16 protein-coding genes are annotated in these 17,610 nt (G+C 34.4%); 10 read left to right on the top strand and 6 right to left on the bottom strand.

Annotation, left to right across the window (positions count from 1 at the left end; translation table 11 throughout):
- Positions 1–486: 486 nt before the first annotated feature.
- The 8 genes from BZG02_RS09670 (at position 487) to BZG02_RS09705 (ending at position 8,375) form a co-directional block, all read left to right on the top strand.
- Positions 487–987, top strand: a complete 501-nt coding sequence (locus BZG02_RS09670) for a PAAR domain-containing protein (RefSeq protein ID WP_101261233.1) — start codon at positions 487–489, stop codon at positions 985–987.
- Between the two features lie 14 nt (positions 988–1,001).
- Positions 1,002–4,064: a TIGR02594 family protein gene (locus BZG02_RS09675; RefSeq protein WP_101261234.1), complete on the top strand. Its 3,063-nt coding sequence runs from the start codon at positions 1,002–1,004 to the stop codon at positions 4,062–4,064.
- Positions 4,048–4,527: a hypothetical protein gene (locus BZG02_RS09680; protein ID WP_101261235.1), complete on the top strand. Its 480-nt coding sequence runs from the start codon at positions 4,048–4,050 to the stop codon at positions 4,525–4,527. Before BZG02_RS09675 ends, BZG02_RS09680 begins: the two co-directional genes overlap by 17 nt.
- A 333-nt stretch (positions 4,528–4,860) precedes the next feature.
- Positions 4,861–5,640 carry a DUF5675 family protein gene (locus BZG02_RS09685; RefSeq protein ID WP_101261236.1) on the top strand — a complete coding sequence of 260 codons (780 nt, stop codon included), beginning with the start codon at positions 4,861–4,863 and terminating at the stop codon, positions 5,638–5,640.
- A complete protein-coding gene (locus BZG02_RS09690; protein WP_101261237.1) occupies positions 5,627–6,337 on the top strand; it encodes a hypothetical protein in 711 nt (236 codons plus the stop codon). The genes BZG02_RS09685 and BZG02_RS09690 overlap by 14 nt, the downstream gene beginning before the upstream one ends.
- 195 nt (positions 6,338–6,532) lie before the next feature.
- Positions 6,533–7,327, top strand: a complete 795-nt coding sequence (locus BZG02_RS09695; protein WP_101261238.1) for a hypothetical protein — start codon at positions 6,533–6,535, stop codon at positions 7,325–7,327.
- Between the two features lies 1 nt (position 7,328).
- Positions 7,329–7,760 carry a hypothetical protein gene (locus BZG02_RS09700; RefSeq protein ID WP_101261239.1) on the top strand — a complete coding sequence of 144 codons (432 nt, stop codon included), beginning with the start codon at positions 7,329–7,331 and terminating at the stop codon, positions 7,758–7,760.
- A gap of 399 nt (positions 7,761–8,159) precedes the next feature.
- Positions 8,160–8,375 (top strand): hypothetical protein, encoded by a 216-nt coding sequence (locus BZG02_RS09705; protein ID WP_101261240.1) that lies wholly within the window; start codon positions 8,160–8,162, stop codon positions 8,373–8,375.
- An 89-nt stretch (positions 8,376–8,464) separates the two neighbouring features.
- On the opposite strand, the gene BZG02_RS09710 is transcribed toward BZG02_RS09705, so the two are convergent.
- The 6 genes from BZG02_RS09710 to htpG form a co-directional block, all read right to left on the bottom strand.
- On the bottom strand, positions 8,465–9,226 hold the full coding sequence (locus tag BZG02_RS09710; RefSeq protein ID WP_143470446.1) for a hypothetical protein: 762 nt from the start codon (positions 9,224–9,226) through the stop codon (positions 8,465–8,467).
- A gap of 205 nt (positions 9,227–9,431) precedes the next feature.
- The gene (locus tag BZG02_RS09715) at positions 9,432–10,211 is read right to left on the bottom strand and encodes a sulfite exporter TauE/SafE family protein (RefSeq protein WP_101261242.1); all 780 of its coding nucleotides are present in this window, start codon (positions 10,209–10,211) and stop codon (positions 9,432–9,434) included.
- Between the two features lie 3 nt (positions 10,212–10,214).
- The gene (locus BZG02_RS09720) at positions 10,215–10,604 is read right to left on the bottom strand and encodes a rhodanese-like domain-containing protein (RefSeq protein WP_101261243.1); all 390 of its coding nucleotides are present in this window, start codon (positions 10,602–10,604) and stop codon (positions 10,215–10,217) included.
- A 62-nt stretch (positions 10,605–10,666) separates the two neighbouring features.
- Entirely contained in the window at positions 10,667–11,503 is an 837-nt protein-coding gene (locus tag BZG02_RS09725) for a C-GCAxxG-C-C family (seleno)protein (RefSeq protein ID WP_101261244.1), read from the bottom strand.
- A 75-nt stretch (positions 11,504–11,578) separates the two neighbouring features.
- Entirely contained in the window at positions 11,579–11,872 is a 294-nt protein-coding gene (locus BZG02_RS09730; protein WP_101261245.1) for an ArsR/SmtB family transcription factor, read from the bottom strand.
- A 903-nt stretch (positions 11,873–12,775) separates the two neighbouring features.
- Complete coding sequence (htpG, locus tag BZG02_RS09735) at positions 12,776–14,827, bottom strand: molecular chaperone HtpG (RefSeq protein ID WP_101261246.1); 2,052 nt, start codon at positions 14,825–14,827, stop codon at positions 12,776–12,778.
- A 266-nt stretch (positions 14,828–15,093) separates the two neighbouring features.
- Here htpG and BZG02_RS09740 point away from each other — a divergent pair, with 266 nt between their 5' ends.
- Together BZG02_RS09740 and BZG02_RS09745 are read left to right on the top strand one after the other, a co-directional pair.
- Positions 15,094–15,891 carry an ABC transporter ATP-binding protein gene (locus tag BZG02_RS09740; RefSeq protein ID WP_101261247.1) on the top strand — a complete coding sequence of 266 codons (798 nt, stop codon included), beginning with the start codon at positions 15,094–15,096 and terminating at the stop codon, positions 15,889–15,891.
- 12 nt (positions 15,892–15,903) lie between these two features.
- Positions 15,904–17,550: a hypothetical protein gene (locus BZG02_RS09745; RefSeq protein ID WP_101261248.1), complete on the top strand. Its 1,647-nt coding sequence runs from the start codon at positions 15,904–15,906 to the stop codon at positions 17,548–17,550.
- Positions 17,551–17,610: the final 60 nt, after the last annotated feature.

The raw sequence follows: 17,610 nt of genomic DNA on the forward strand, positions 1-17,610 counted from the left end.
TCTCTCAAATTTTGAAGCCAGGCTGTGGGGTTTTCGCTACAATCCTTCACGCTGCATCCTTGAGTATTTATGCCCCTTTTTATGATAAAACTCTAGCCTATTTACAATCTTTTTTCGCTTAAGGCAATAGTTTTTTTATGGTTCAACAGCCTAAGTTATTATAGTATTACGATAATTTCTTATAGGATTAAAAACACACAATTAAACCAAACAACAGGAAACTAAAATGCCAATATATCAGAACAATACACACATACATCCTAATAGAATATTTTGCACAAAAGACTTATTGTGTGGTAAAATACACACTTTAATGTGCTTATTGTAAATTGTTATATAAAGTAGAATACTTATCTTAGAAACTTTATTTTTGTAATCCTTTTTCATTTAACTACTAATTAGTAGGCAAGCGAAACTATTTTTACAAAAATTTAACCATAAACAAAGTCGATTACTCGCTATTCTTAGTTTAAATAGAAAAGTATTATGGCAGGAAAACCAATTGCAACAGTAGGTAGTATGCACGTTTGTCCGATGTGCAGTGGACTTGTGCCCCATGTAGGTGGACCAATAGCAGGTCCCGGAGCACCCAATGTATTAATTAACGGAAAACCCGCTGCTCTTATGGGCGATATGTGTGTTTGCGTTGGCCCGCCCGATGTGGTCGCTCAAGGAAATCCATCCGTTTTAATTAATGGCGTACCCGTTGTTTGTCAGGGCGATATGACAGCTCATGGTGGCATCGTAATGTCTGGCGAAGCCAACATTCTTATCAGCACCTCTACCCCCAACCCCCAAGTAACCAGTCCAATTCAGGAAATTCCTTTTCCCGAAATAAGTATTGCACAAAAACTGGCTTCAAGCGTGGTAGAAATTGTGCGTGGCGATAGTCCCGCAAACCTTCAGGAAGCACAAGAAAATCAGGAAACATTGCGGGAAGAGGCGAAAAAGCATGGTTTTTTACCAGATATTGATTTTAGCCATTAATTAAAGAGTCAATTATGAAATTTGTATATCCAGTTACTCCTAAAAACGGAAATGATGATAAACTGTTTTATTTAAAAGGTGCATCCAATAGAACCGGTTATTATCCTATAGGACGAATGAATACCTGGCATGGTGGAATTCATTACGAAGGAGATAATGCAATACATGCGATTTCCGATGGCAATATCATTGCATATAGAGTCTGTTCAGATATCGACAAGGATGGAAAAAAGAGATCCTTCTCCAATAGTTTTGTATTGATTCAGCATCAGTACGAAAGTCCTAACAAACAAAAATTATGCTTTTATTCCCTGTACAATCATTTGTCTTTTTTTCAGGAAATGATTGGCAATAAAATACCAGCTATTTTTAAAGTTAATGCCTATTCGGTAAAAGATACAGCTAAAGATACCAAGGAGGTAAAAGGTGCTAAAATAAAAGATGCAAGTGGTAATTTATTAGCCATAGCACCAATGGGCACTAAGCTTAAGTTTCTGGCCGATGATAAAGATAAGGATAGAAGAAAAGTTGAGTATAAAACACCCAAAGGAAAGTCTATTGTAGGTGAAACTTATGTGGCAAAATTTAACACCGTACAAATTGTTGATGCAACAAGTGGAGAGGTATTAGCAGAGAGTTTTAAAGGCAATGATGGAGATAACGAATATGGTGCGAATCTTTATAAAGAAGCAAAAAATAGTTCAGAAATTAAGCAACTTATAGTAAGAGGTAGTTCTATTGAAATTGCAAAAGAAGATCGTGGCAAAACAGGATGGTTAAAAGTTACTAAAGTTGGAGATGAAAAAGTAAGTGGCTACTGCAATAGTGGTGCTTTAAAAAAAGTAGACGTATTCACGCTTACCAACGATCAATTAGACACTGTGGTAAATCCTTGTATAGAAGTTAAAGCTGGTGATATTATTGGTTTTACAGGGAAAAATGGATTTGAAAAGCAGGAAGCCTATCGAGGAGTTCATGTGGAGGTATTTACGCCAGATGACGTAACTAATTTTTTAAAAAATGAAAATAAAGATGGCGATAAAAATAAGAACTTTACAAAACTGACAGAAGGAACGGAGCTTAAAAAGAAGTACCCTTTACAAGTGATTAAAAACACTCCCGTAAAAAAAACAGGGAAAACTACTGAAGCTTATACAGAGGTCGAACTTGAGAATCTTGAAGTAATTGTTAATGATAGAGGATTAGAATTGCCTGAATATAATGGTGGATTCTATATTTTCAAAGACTCCGGCTCGAGTAAAGTTGCAAATACTAGTGCGCTTGCCAATTTCAATAAAATAGTAGGCGATATAGCTAAAATGGGTGATACAGTAAAACTTGAAAAAGAGCTTGAAGGAGTTCAGAGGCGAGTAAGCTATATAAATGTAAATAAAGGATTTACATTTTGGGTAAAAAGTGAAGATATAGAAGAAAAAACACTAAGCTTTACGATACAACAAGCTTCGGCAGTTAAAGCTACGAGCCAAACTACCAATACATCTAATGTTGCGGTGCTTGCACCCCCGGCACCAAAAAGTACTGTTGAAACGAAAAAATACAATAGGCTCAACAAAGAAATATCGGAAGTATATCTGATTGCACCTGACGAGAAAAATGTAAATACCAAAATAGTAGCCGATGTAATTGTAAATATAAAAGAAGGCAAAATTTATAAAGACAAGGATGAAAAGGAATGGTATTTGCTTGAACCTATAGGAGTACAAAAAAACGGAGTCGCCATTAAGTACAAAGGCTTAGTTTGTAAAGATGATTTGGAGGAAATTTTTTCGCCCTACGATTGGACTAAGTTTGGATTTGAGCTAAAAGAAGATACTGCTAACAACTATATTTACAGTTTAGATAAACCAACAAGTTTTTTCTCGGACATCTGCAAAATAGTAGATGAGGATGGCGATGGTATATTGGAACCATACGAACTACAAAGAGCTTTAAGCAATCATTATACAGCTGATAAACTCTCTCATTTAGTTTGTAAACATTTTAACGAGTGGGCCTATGGGAGTAAATACATTGCAGGTTTAGTTGATGAGTACGATAACTTTTTTAAAGAAGCAGTTAAAAAAGACGCAAAAGGAAAAGCTTTAGCCAATCAGAAAGAATTAGATGAAATAAAACAGGAGCGTTTAGATGCTCTAAAAGAAAAAGTGTCCGATTTAGAAATTTGGGAAGGTGTTGAAATTCGAAAAAGTAGCTACCGAACTAAATTTGTGAATGGTGCCCTAATGAGCTCGCCGATCACTTTTGGAGGATACCTAATTTATAAATATGGGAAATGGGTTTACGAGCGAATGGCTTATGGCGATAAAAAAGAAGAAGAAATACCTTTAAGCCCATTCCCTATCGATAATCCAGTGGTTACCCATTTTCACCCCGTGGCTTTTGTGGAGCAGATGAGGAGGATTACTGCGCTAACCACCCCTCCATGGTTAGTCGTAGCCTTGAGTGAAGCTAAAATTGCAAAGGCAACTCACGAGGATAATAAACCTACTATTCAAATGGTTAAAAAATATCATAACTATTGTGGTATTAAAGATAATCCAAAAACATTAAAAATAATCGAAGATGAAGATTTATCATGGTGTGCTTCATTTGTGAATTGGTGCTTGGATCAAACAGATTATAAGGGAGCAAAATCAGCCGGTTCACAAAGTATACTTTGGAAAGAAGGAACTCTATTTAAAAGAATAAAAGAACCTATGTTTGGAGCTATTGTAGTTATGACTAATCATAGAAAAGATAATGGTAAAAAAACAGGTTTTGGCCATGTTACATTTTTGTACGGAACTGATATTGATGGGGATTTACTATGTTTAGGAGGTAATCAAGGTCAAACTATTAAATTTTCTAGATATAAAGCCAAAGGAATTAGTGGTACCCTAACCATGGATATTGGAAAGGACAAAAAAGTAGCTTTAGAGCAAAAATTTAATGGCTATTTTATTCCAATAAACTATCCCGAAAATTCAAATGGAAATTTAATGACATATAATCTAACAGAATTAAATAATCAAATATCAAAAGGTATTATAACATTACAAAATGAACAAACTAGGTAAAATTTTAATCTTAGCTTTTTTAATTATCAGTTGTAAAAACACTACTGAACAAAGCATAAAGAATGACACTTCTATATCTACAACTTCTGAAGAAGTAGTGAATCAAAAAGATACTTCAAAAATAAATGAAATTAATGTAGATGATTTTCTCAAATACGTAATAAGGATAATTGTCGAAGGTGATCAAAATGAAATTGAATCTGTTTTATTTTTCCCTTTCGAAGGGTATACAGTTGGAGGTGAAGAAATATCTTATTCTGATTTTGAAAGTTTTATATTTTCAAGCGAAGTGTATGAAAGTTTTATAAATCTGAAATATGCTATTAATATTGAATCTGATAAGGTAAAAGAAATGTATTGGATTGATATAAAAATGCCTAATGGATATGAATTCAGTAACACATATAGAATTATTAAAGTAGAAGAGGAATTTAAGTTTGCAGGCATGCAGTTACCTTTTTAAATAATATAGAGCACTATCCCACAAATGGCTAAATAAAATTTTAAGTTTAGGCATTTAAGCCTGAGTCTTCAATCCCAAATAAAAGAGGCTGAATCAATATCGATTCAGCCTCTATAATTTTTTTGTGATTTTCGAAGATCATTAGATGGTGCTTTTTTACAACGCCATGACTTCAGCTTTTTTGAAGATTGGAATACAGTCCTTTATAATCAGTGATAGAAATATAACTTTTTTAAAGAAGCAGTAAAAAAAGACGCAAAAGGAAAAGCTTTAGCCAATCAGAAAGAATTAGATGAAATAAAACAGGAGCGTTTAGATGCTCTAAAAGCAAAAGTGTCCGATTTAGAAATTTGGGAAGGTGTTGAAATTCGAAAAAGTAGCTACCGAACTAAATTTGTGAATGGTGCTCTTATGAGCTCACCAGTTACTTTTGGAGGATACCTAATTTATAAATACGGAAAATGGGTTTACGAGCGAATGGCTTATGGCGATAAAAAGAAAGAAGAAATTCCATTAAGCCCATTCCCTATAGATGACCCAGTGGTTACCCATTTTCACCCTGTGGCTTTTGTGGAGCAGATGAGGAGGATGGGAGATGATCCTTATACAATTAGGATAACAAGAGAAGCAGAAAGGTGGACAGGAACTAATAAGAGTAGTATGACATTTGGAACTTTTGTGTTTGGTAGCCTTGAAGGTTTTATTTGTGAACCATATGGAGATGAAACAACTGAAAGAGGAAAAGATAAACGTATTCCTGCAGGAATTTATAATGTAAAATGGCATGTTTCAGGCAATTATCCTAAAAATAAATATACATTACAACATAAACTTGGGAAAAAATGGCATTTAGATTATCCTTCTTTTAAACATGGAGTGTTGCTTGTATACAATGAGAGTGTACCTCAAAGTAGAGGTATTTTAGTGCATGCAGGACAAGATGGTGGATGGACTGAAGGATGTATATTACCAAGTAGCAAGCAAGATAGAAATTTAGATAAATGGAATATGACAATGGCAGATTCTGTAGAAACCTTACATAAAATTTTTAATCAAATAGAAGAAACGGGAATTGAAAACATTAAACTTGTTATAACAGATGAAACAGAATAAAATTATTTTGCTAATACTTATTTTCTTTAATTGTTTTGTATCTCAAGCCCAAAACTGTACGATCAAGGATGTGCTTGAAAAAACAATAATACAGGATGTTAAGTATTCAGAATCTAAGGAAGATGTTAATTTAGAAAGTGTTCTAAGATACGATCAGCATGAATTTATTGGTTTTATCGGTCATAAAAAGAAACGATTACGAATAAATTTTACTTCCATAATTATAGATGATGAAACTAAGAAACTTTTTTTTGTTAAAGGAGCAACAACAGTACGTAATACAAACTTGAGATCATTTAGTGGTAGCTTCACAGTGAAAAATCATTTTGTATTCCTTGAGCCAATTGATGATTATGCAATTAATAAAAAAGGGAAATATGGTTTTTCAATACTGGAATATACATTAGCAGAGGATCCACGGTTGTGTTTCACAGGAACTTTTAATGGCAAAATTTTGGTATGTTGGTATAAAGATGAAGAAGGAAATACTACCTACTGTGATTTGTTTGATGGTTATGATGGGAGTCGGAATTATCAATTTATAGGAACGTGGACAAGTTACAAAACGAATAATTCATCAATTTGTAATTGGGGGCAATATAGAATCCCATGTTCGGGAGATTTAGATGTTGGAGCTTCTGAATTTATGCCAAACCCAAAATACAATAATGTTGGTTGGGGAGATTATGTGCCATAAATCTAATAACTATAATTGTTATTTGGATTATTTATGCGACTATGTTCCTTGCAGAAGCTTGCGCCGAAATGTTCCCAATATAATAGGCAAAATATAAATAAGATAGAAAAGCCACACTTGTTGTGGTAGCCAAAGGCTAAATTTGTAGTATCACATGAAATAAAACAAGAGCGTTTAGATGCTCTAAAAGCAAAAGTGTCCGATTTAGAAATTTGGGAAGGTGTTGAAATTCGAAAAAGTAGCTACCGAACTAAATTTGTGAATGGTGCCCTTATGAGTTCTCCGATTATTATGGGGGAATATCTAATCTACAAATTAGGAAAATGGGTCTACGAGCGAATGGCTTATGGCGATAAAAAGGAAGAAGAAATTCCATTAAGCCCATTCCCTATAGCTAATCCAGTGGTTACCCATTTTCACCCTGTGGCTTTTGTAGAGCAGATGAGGAGGGTTTTTTTGAAAGAAGATATTGATCTTAGAAAACGTGATAAATGGCAAACACAATTTGATTCAAAATTTGGAAATAAGGACAAACAAAATGTTGCATGCTGGAGATCCTGTATGATTGTCCTAGCCAATCATAATGTTAACGGAGGAAATTTAGTTAATGGTACTGCTCTTTTTCAAATTGCCACAGAATCTAACAATAAGTTAGTTGTAGATGAAAATATTGCAAAAAAAAGCATTGAGTATATTGATGAACAATTAGAAGCGGACAAACCAATATTAGTAGGAGTTGACCATACATATAAATACAAAGGTGGTTTTAATAATGACTTAACAACAGATCATTTTATTGTGTTAGCTGGAAGATCGAGTGATACTCAAGGATCATATTATCTCTTTTATGAAGTTGGAACTTCTTTTGAACGATATGGAATTAGTAATGAAAACAAGCTTTATATTCAGTCGGATAATTCATTAAGAGGATCAACTGCTTATACATCAAAACATAAGTATACAGTTACTCAAGTAAGAAAAAATAATTGATATGAGATTAAAACGTTATTGTTTGTGGTTAATGATCACATTATCACTTTCTTGTCAGAGTCAAGAAGTGAAAAATAAAAAAGGAGATGATTCATTTAGTATAAGAAATTCAGAATGGATTGAGGTTGAAAAAAAAGGTGATGATTTTCAACCATTATCCTCTGAATGGATAAGAAAGATTGTTGTTACTGAAAATGAAATACAATTAGATTTAATGGAATCATCTCTGTATAAAATAGAAAATATTGAAGACTTAGAGAATGGTGTTAAAATTTCCATTCATAATGTTGACTGGTATTATAAAGTTACTTGGATTGATTATAAAAAGAAAATTTCTAAGTGGGATTATACATATAATGGAAATATTGAGAGGAGTTTCTCTTATTACGCTATAATTAAAAATAATTTACAACTTATTGAAAAGTATGAATGAAAATAGTTAATAGGAAAGTATAGATAAATAATTGACACTGTCCCCCCTACCGCACGAAACGAAGTACGATGCAATCAATCCTTTCGTGTGGTAATAACTGATAAACAACAAATACAGCTTGGCATAAATGTCAAGCTTTTTTGTATTCTTGAATTTATGGTATCCGTCTCCGCAATAGCGCATAGTTTCTTGAGAAAAAACTTTTGATTTTTACATTCTTAAAATTCACATAAAAAGGATGTACTATGATTTTCAATTTTACGGCCACGACACGTTTTTATTTTTTTCGCGAACCAGTAGATATGCATAAGGGAATTCATTCGCTTTATCATCTGGTAAAGACTTTAGGTAAAAACGAGGGAACTATAACCAAATGCTAAATTTGTAAATGGTGCCCTTATGAGCTCACCAGTTATTTTTGGAGGATACCTAATTTATAAATATGGAAAATGGGTTTACGAGCGAATGGCTTATGGCGATAAAAAGGAAGAAGAAATATCACTTAGTCCATTTCCTATAGCTAACCCAGTGGTTTCCCATTGGAATAGATACATTTGGCTGGACATTAAATTAAGCCCTTATCTTTACGTTAAGAAAAGTAAAACGGAAGTATGATAAAGAGTTCAAGACGATGCTTGTGAACCTATGCTTAAGTGGACGTAAATTTACAGAAGTGGATCTGCAACAAAAAACTGAACTTTAAATTAATGGATAAAAATTCCTAAACCATAACAATTGCTTTCATAGTCCTTACTTTTATAGAATAAAGAAGCCTTAAGGTGTTTCTTAAATGAATATTGAAGTCCTGCCCAAATAATCGTATTTGGTTTTGGCTCCACAGATTCTTTATTCATATCGTAACGCGCAAAACACATCCAATTTTTATATAAAATACAATTTCCAAAAATTGAAAAACCAAATTGATCTTCGTCTGCAATTTCATTATTGCTGTTTTTTCTCGCCACTTCTAAACCTAAACTACTCGTTCTTAATTTTTTGCTAATAAAAAAAGCAAGCGTATGCTCAAAATGATCCTGTAAAGAAATCAGATTAAACAGTCTGAACGAACAAAAATTTGTAGTGAATGTTTGCCCTGCCATTAATTGATACTTTTTGGAAGAATCATCTATAGGCGTATAGTATCCCGAAGAAATCGCAACATCGTATGAAAATCGATTACTCAATTTATGCTTAAGCAAGACCCCAACATTTCGATTTTTGCCATAGTTAAATTTATTTTGGAATGTTTTGCTGACATATCTTAACTGCCACATTTTACGCTGATACTTAAACTGTTCTGAAACAAGCAGACCAGTCAAAATAGATAAATTTTGATTGTGATATTGTAAATAAGCTCTTTTTAAATAGGGAGTCCTATTGTAGGTTCTATTATTCTCTTTTACATATGTATCTCCCGCCAAGCAAACAGTAAAATTTTTTAATAGCTGTTGCTGATATACAATCAATGTTCTTTTAATTTCAGAATCGGATTTTAACTGGTGCGATGTTTCATTGTTAAAAGTGGTATTTGCGAATAATTGAAATTCTAACGAATAGTTTTTCTCTTTTAAACTGTCCTGTTGAGCATTCGCACTAAGAGCATAAAAAAAAGAAAGCAACAAAAGAAAAATACTTCTCCTGCTACTTTCCACAAATCTCTTAGTATTAGAGTTATTGAAAAACATTTATAATCATTATTACAGACGCAACCAATTGAGTTCCTGCAAATAAGTATTTTAAATTCTTAGGTTTTGATTTCAAAGCCATTTTAGCCCCTAAAAATCCACCTATCAAACCTCCTATAGCAAGAGGAATAGCTAAATGAGGAAGAAAAATTCCTGCTCCAAGATGTCCAAAAAATCCGGCAGCAGCCGAAACGGTAACTAAAGTAGTGGATGTACCAACAGCAATGTGCATTGGAATATTCATTGTAAGAAGCATTAGAGGAACTAAAAAAGAACCGCCCGAAACTCCAACCATACCAGAAATAAACCCAGTTAATAGCACTATAGGAACAGTTACCAAAAGGTTTACTTGATATTCTTCCCCATTTGATTGTAATGAGATAACCCATTTACGATCGCTTTTAATTTGTTGTTTTGGTTTTCGCAACATCAACAAAGCTGCAAAAAACATCACCACTGCAAATATTCCCTTCAGCCACTTTTCGTTAAAATATTGACCTAAAAATCCTCCACTTAAGGCCGAAACAAAAATCAGTATTCCCAACAGAATAATTAACTTCCAATGATTCATTTTTTGCTTGCTAAAAAGAATCGTTGCCATGAGAGAGGAACACATCAAAATAAATTGTCCTGTTGAAGCAGAAATATTCATTCCAACACCAGATAGTACCAAGGCAAGCACATAAAAATTTCCACCTCCTCGTCCTGTCATGGTCATTAAAAAGGCAATTAACATGATAACGACAGCTAATATCCAAACGTTCATGTTTTATTTATTAAGTGTTTTATATAATTTTCCAGGCATTACAGCAGCCATCAATGGAGGGTAACCACCAAGAATAATTTTTACATCCTTATACCCTTTACTTTTTAAGTAAACAAAAATGATCGTTGCCCGCACACCCGCTGAACAGAAAATACCAATCGTTTTGTCTTTAGGTATTTCATTTATTCTTGTTGGAATTTCATTGGTTGGTATCTCTATAACTTTACAATGATGCGACAAAGTTAACTTTACCGTTTCCTGTTCTTCCTTTGCTCTTACATCTAAAAAAACTGTATTTTCAGCAGAAAGGAATTGTTCTACTTCCATTTTGTGTTCTCCATTTCCAAAATATTGGAAATCCATTTCACCGATCACTTTTTCTAAATCGTTCATATATAACTTATTAAACAGACTTTACAATAGAATTCTGATTTCATTCTTGTTTCTAGTCCTTTTTACTTTTTATCCATCATCTGGTAATGAACATCACCAAACAAACTGTGTCCAACGGTCTTATCGTGACATGATGTACAATTCATTTTTCCTGTAGAATTTCCTAATTTACCATGTCCTCCATGACATGCCATGCATTCATTTACGGTTTCATTATTCTGATAATGGGTTACAAAAGTATTATCGAAATAAGAATTAAGCATTTCAACCGTGTGAGCAGTAACATCAGCAGTTAAGCGACGACAGCGTTCTACGCGTTCTTTACTGTCTATTCTGTACCCTGTTTTTTTAACCCATTTAGCGGCAGAAGCATGACAAAGTACCGATTCTGAAATGGAGGTATTTGGTGTAAAATCAAAAGTTGGCTCAACAGGTTTAAATGTCGGAAAGGGATTCATTTCGTACCAGCAAAGAATTTCAGATGTAAGAATATCCCTTATTTTTTTGTCGTCAATTAGTAATCCAAAAATGGCCGTAGCTCCATTTAAAGATCCACAAATTGTTCCTGTTCCTCCAATACCGCCATGTCCGTATTTCATCATATGAACAGGAAAGGATGTATAAGGAGCTCCTATTTTCTCACCCAACTGAGCAATTATACTACTAAAAACCCCATACATACAGCTCCCAATATTGAAATTTTCGTATGCGTGAGCTGCTGTTGTTGCAGGATCTAAAATTGTATAATTCCATTCTGTTTCGGCAGTATTGGCTTCTACTTTTTTGGGTGAAATTGCCGGACCTTTTTCCGGTTTAAATGCTTGGGTCAGTATTGTAACACCTGCCGCTCCTGCAGCAATAGTACCTGCTACCAGCTTGATAGCATTTCGTCTTTTCATCTCTATCTAATTTGTAAATTGGCGTAATAGCCAACTTCTTGAGCACAAAAAATTCTACGTAATCATGTAAAACTTCTATTTCTTGTTAATTACTTTGTTAGCACAATGCATAAATTCAAGAACGCAAGGAATCATTAAGCGGTAATAAATAAAGTTTTTTACTTTTTCTCCTTTAATTATTTTGTTCTTTTTAAGAATATCAAGATGCTTCGACATTGTGGATATGTCAACACCAACCAACTCCGTTAACTCTTTTACCGACAGCTTTTTATCTTTCACTGCATGAATTATAAATAAGCGAGTTGGATGTGCTAAAGCTTTAAAAACCTCAGCCTGTTCTAAAAATTCCTTTTCTATGTCATTGTTCATAATCCCTACTTTTTAAGTGCTGATTGCTTTAAATCTAGCATAACTCCATCCGTTTATGCCATCTGCGGTAAACCCAATTGTACCTTTACACTGTAGTTTTTTCATTTCTTCGATTTTCATTTCGGCTTTTCGATGATTTTACATCTTAAGCATTTTTCTATTTGGCAAAATTGCAAAATAGATTTCAACTTCCAAAATAATCTTCGATATTTCTTACCAACTACTTCATACTACTCTACAAATGAAATTATTGAGACCAACATGGCCTATTCATTAAAAGAAGACAGATTTGGTCCTTTATATTTTTTTTCAGATAAAAATCATTGTGTTCTTCGTACCGTCCTTCGTCACCTTTGTGGTTAAGTGGTATTTACTTTATTACCATTCCGACGCAAAAAAGTCATGCTTTCCGAATGTCATTAAATTAAGACCTAAAACGACCTTCACCACTTGCGCGGTCGTTTTCAAAATTATTTTTTGTGCTTGACCCACGGTCAGTCTCATTTTTTAATTGTTTTTTGGATCAAACCCACGATCAGATACATTTTAAAATTATTTTTTGACCTCGACCCACGATCAAGTCCATTTTTTAACTTCTAAAACGACCTTCACCACTTGCGTAGTCGTTTTTTAAGTTGTTTTTCGAGCTTGACCCGCGATCAAAGCCATTTTCTGAGTTGTTTTTCGAGCTCGCCCCACAATCAAGTCCGCTTTACCAATTACAAAAAACAAATAATTGTTCTCCTACTCTTTTTCTTACCGCCAAGTTGATTAATAGCTTCACGCTCCTTTCTTCAAACCATTGCAAGCAGCAAGCGCTGGCCTTTCACCGGCATTTGCTAAAACAAAAAAACAGCCGAACGATTATAGTCCGGCTGTTTAATTTTATAGGTTTACGACTAATTACTTAATCATATCCACACTTCGTTTTACAAATTTTGCTAACTCGGCGCCTTTCAGCATATTGTTGGCAAGCAATGCAAGGTCGATTAATTGTTTCACCAATTGATTGTCTTTGCCATATCCTTTTAGCAATGCTTCTTTTTCAGCATTTACTTCTGAGATATGCTTTTGAACCTCGGCCATTTTATCTTTTTCCTCCTGAGGAACTTCGTCTTCTTTCTTGTCCTTTTTCAAAGCATCCAATTGTGCTCTCTCCTCTAAAATTGGAGTTAATTTTGCCGAAACCTCAGCAAGTTTCCCACCCATTTTAGCATCTTTATCGGCAAGGATAGTTGCAATTAAAGCATGATCGGAATTCACTACCAAATTGTAAGAATCAGGCATTTCACCATAAAATCCCATTCCAGCATTCATAGCAGCCATATCTTTCATACGACGCATAAATTCCGATTGCGTAATTAGTAATGGTTGAGCCTCTTCTCCTAATGCTTCAAAAGCAACAATATAATTTACTTTTCCCGAAGGTAAATGAGCATTGAAAACAGGAATCAAGTCATTTCTTTGAGCCTCGGAAAGCTTCGATGCTTTCACCTCATCCTTCTGAATCAATTTGTCAATAATATCAGAATCAACACGAACATATTTTGTAGTTGGTGTTTTTTGCTCCAAATGATTAATCAGGTGATTATCTAACTGGCTATCCATTACCAAAACATCATATCCTTTTGCTTTTGCAGCTTCAATATAAGTATATTGAGCATCTACATCTGTAGCATATAAAGTAATGATATTGCTTTCCTTATCGGTTTGATTTTCTTTAATAATCGCCTCATATTCTTCTAAGGTAAAATACTTTCCTTCGGTATTTTTAAATAGCATGAATTTTTTAGAACGATCGTAGAATTTCTCTTCTGTTAGCATTCCATACTGAACGAACATGCGCAAATCATCCCATTTTTTCTCGAAGTCGGCACGGTCACTCTTAAAAATTTCGAATAAGCTATCCGCAACTTTTTTAGAAATATGATTCGCAATTTTCTTCACATTGCCATCACTTTGCAGGTACGAACGAGAAACGTTCAATGGAATATCCGGAGAATCGATTACCCCATGCAAAAGTGTTAAAAATTCAGGAACAATTCCTTCTACCGAATCGGTAACAAATACCTGATTGCAGTACAATTGAATTTTATTTTTTTGAATTTCAACACTATTCTTAATTTTTGGGAAGTACAATACTCCTGTCAGGTTAAAAGGATAATCAACATTCAGGTGAATGTGAAACAAAGGATCCTCGCCCATTGGATACAACTGACGATAAAAATCGTTGTAATCCTCGTCCTTTAAATCTGCTGGTTTCTTCGTCCAAGCCGGATTTGTATCGTTAATAATGTTGTCTTCATCCGTAATTTCTTCCTTACCATCTTTCCAATCCTTTTTCTTTCCAAAAGCAATTTCGATAGGTAAAAACTTACAATATTTGTTCAACAATTCCTGAATACGACTTTCTTCCAAAAAACCTTTTTCCTCTTCCGAAATGTGCATTACGATATCGGTTCCTCTTTCTGTTTTTTCAGCCTTCTCCAAAGTAAATTCCGGATTTCCTTCACAGCTCCATTTTACTGCTTCAGCACCCTCTTTGTGCGAAAGTGTAATAATATCCACCTTATCGGATACCATAAACGATGAATAAAAACCCAATCCGAAATGACCAATAATAGCATTCGCCTGATCTTTATATTTATCCATGAACTCTTCCGCTCCCGAAAAAGCAATCTGGTTGATGTATTTTTCAATCTCTTCCTGAGTCATACCAATTCCTTTATCCGAAATAGTAATCGTCTTGGCTTCCTTATCGATATTTACTGAAACTCTTAAATCACCAACTTCTCCCGTAAATTCACCGGTCGAAGCCAAAGTTTTCAATTTTTGAGTCGCATCGACTGCATTGGAAACAATTTCACGTAAAAAGATATCGTGATCTGAATACAAAAACTTCTTAATGATTGGAAACAGATCGTTACTGGTAACACCAATTTTTCCTGTTGACATAGTTATATCGTTTTTAAATTTTGAATTACAATTTTTCGGAGGGGAATAATCAAAGCCTATGCCAAGTGATTTTTTCTGTCAATTAGACAGTAAATAAGAAATAAATACCGGATACTGTCAGTTTAGCGCAATAAAACGTGTAAAAACAACATTTACTCTATCATTTTATGCCTTAAGTCGAAAAGCTTAACAATAACCCTACTAAAAGTTGACTTAAATCATTTGAATCTCTAATTTTATGTCACACAAAACGAAACCAATATCTTATGCTGGAAAAATTACCTGCAATTATCTCTATTCGTAATCTAGAGAAAAGCTACCAAAATGGCAGAATCGAAAATAAAGTGCTAAAAGGCATTGACCTAGAAATAAAACCAGGACAAATTATTGGCTACATCGGGCCCAATGGAGCTGGAAAATCGACTACCGTAAAAATTTTGTGCGGATTGTTGCCCGATTTCGAAGGAGATGTGGAAATTTTAGGCTTCGATTTACGAAAAGATGCAACCGAAATAAAAAAACACATTGGCTACATTCCCGAAAATGCCGCACTTTACGATACTCTAACGCCTCGAGAATATCTTCAGTTTGTAGGAGAATTGCACCAAATAAATCCAAATACTATCCCAACAAAAATTGAGAAATTACTCGATTTATTCGATATGAAAGATCATGCCGATGAACGCCTCAACTCCTTCTCGAAAGGTATGCGACAAAAAATCCTAATTATCTCGGGGCTTATTCACAACCCTAAAATCATTTTTATGGATGAACCCTTGTCAGGATTAGATGCCAATTCGGTAATTATTGTAAAAGAGATACTTACTCAACTAGCGAAAGAAGGAAAAACTATTTTCTATAGCTCTCACATTATGGATGTAGTCGAGAAAATATCCGATCGAATCATCCTCATCGATCAGGGAAAAGTAGTCGCCGATGGCAGTTTTGCGGTACTAAACGCAAAAGATCATAGCGGATCGCTCGAGAAACTCTTTACCGAACTAACCGGTACCACCGGACATAGTGCAAAAGCAGAACAAATTATTAACGCATTCGAAAACTAAAACCGGGAGAAAATGATAGGCTATATCCTACTCCCTTTTCGGGGAATCATACGCGCCATGGGAGTCGATTTCGACCAATTGTGCAGCATTTTAACAATTAAAATTCGCATGGACAATCGAAGAAGTTTGTCCCTTTCGAAGAAAAAAACAGAATCGAACAATCAGCTTTGGCTGCAAAGTTTGGTTTATGCATTTCTGGGAGGAATACTAGTAGCTTCTCTTTCGAAGATAGAAAGCATTCTGGTTACTTACACCATCTTTTTTGCCTTTATCATGATTATGATTGCCATGCTGATGATATCGGAATTTACAACTATTTTAATGGATACCAGAGACAATAATATATTAATGCCTCGCCCCATAAACAGCCGCACCTTGGTTCTGGCAAAAATATTGCACATTGCTTTTTACATGCTTCACCTCAGCTTCTCTTTATCTTTGGTTATGCTTGTAAGCACGCTAATTAGTCATGGTTTTGTGGCTAGCCTCCTTTTAATATTGCTCCTTGTACTTAGTGCTCTTTTTACCTTGTTTTTAACCAATATTTTCTATTTGGGATTAATGAATGTGGTGAATGGTCAAAAATTAAAAGATATCATTGTCTATTTTCAGATAGTCATGGCCATCCTTTTTATGGGAGCATACCAATTAGTGCCACGAATGATGGAGATGTATGATCTTAGCAATATTCACATGAATATAGAGTGGTATTCCTATCTTATTCCGCCCGTATGGATGAGTGCTGGTATCGATGCTTACATCAGCACCAATTACACATTAACCTCCCTTATCTTTTTCCTATTGGCTCTTTTTGTTCCACTCATCAGTCTATTCTTTGTTATCAAAGTTCTGGCGCCAAAATTTAACAAAGCTTTATCGCAATTAGACACAGCAAGTAACAAAAAAGTAAAATCGAAAGTTGAAACTAAGAATAAAACTAATTTTATTGACCAATTAGCTACTCTTTTCACTAAAAATAGCGAAGAAGCTACGGTATTTAAAATGGTATGGTTGATGAGTGGTCGCGAACGAAAATTTAAACAAACGGTCTACCCTGCTTTCGGATACATTTTTATTTTCATCCTCATGTTTCTCTTAAAATCGAACGAAACATTCAGTTTAGAAGCATTGGCTGCCAGTAAAAAATATCTATTCTTTATTTACATGCCTATTTTCCTAAGTTTTGCAGTCACCCAAAATCTTTGCTACAGCGATCAGGCAAAATCCTCGTGGTTTTACCGCGCTTTGCCATTGGCACTGCCAGGAACTATTTTGAGAGGTTCCTTTAAATCGGGCATGGTGAAATATTACCTGCCGGTTCATATTGTCATCGCCATAATTTGCCTGTTTATTTGGGGATATTCCATACTCGACGATTTAATTTACAGCGCTTTGTGCATCATTTTGCTCACTTCATTAATACAATCCTGGCAACAACCACAATTGCCTTTCACTGCCGAAAGAGAAACTCAAGATATAGGTGGAAATTTTGTAAAAGGAATTTTATTATTGCTGTCAATAGCAGTAATCGGCGGTATTCATTACGGATTAAGTTTCCTTCCGTACAGTGTTCTTATAGCCATCCCAATACTGCTAACTTTAGTCTATCTCAATTTCCGATCCTATCGAAAAATAACTTGGGAGAAAGTTCTGAATTAGAACCAAAAACTACCTTTTACGAACTGGTTTTTATTTTGATATTTAACTACTTACATTTTA

Origin of the sequence: Labilibaculum filiforme, from assembly GCF_002843315.1 — a bacterium.
Taxonomy (GTDB): domain Bacteria; phylum Bacteroidota; class Bacteroidia; order Bacteroidales; family Marinifilaceae; genus Labilibaculum; species Labilibaculum filiforme.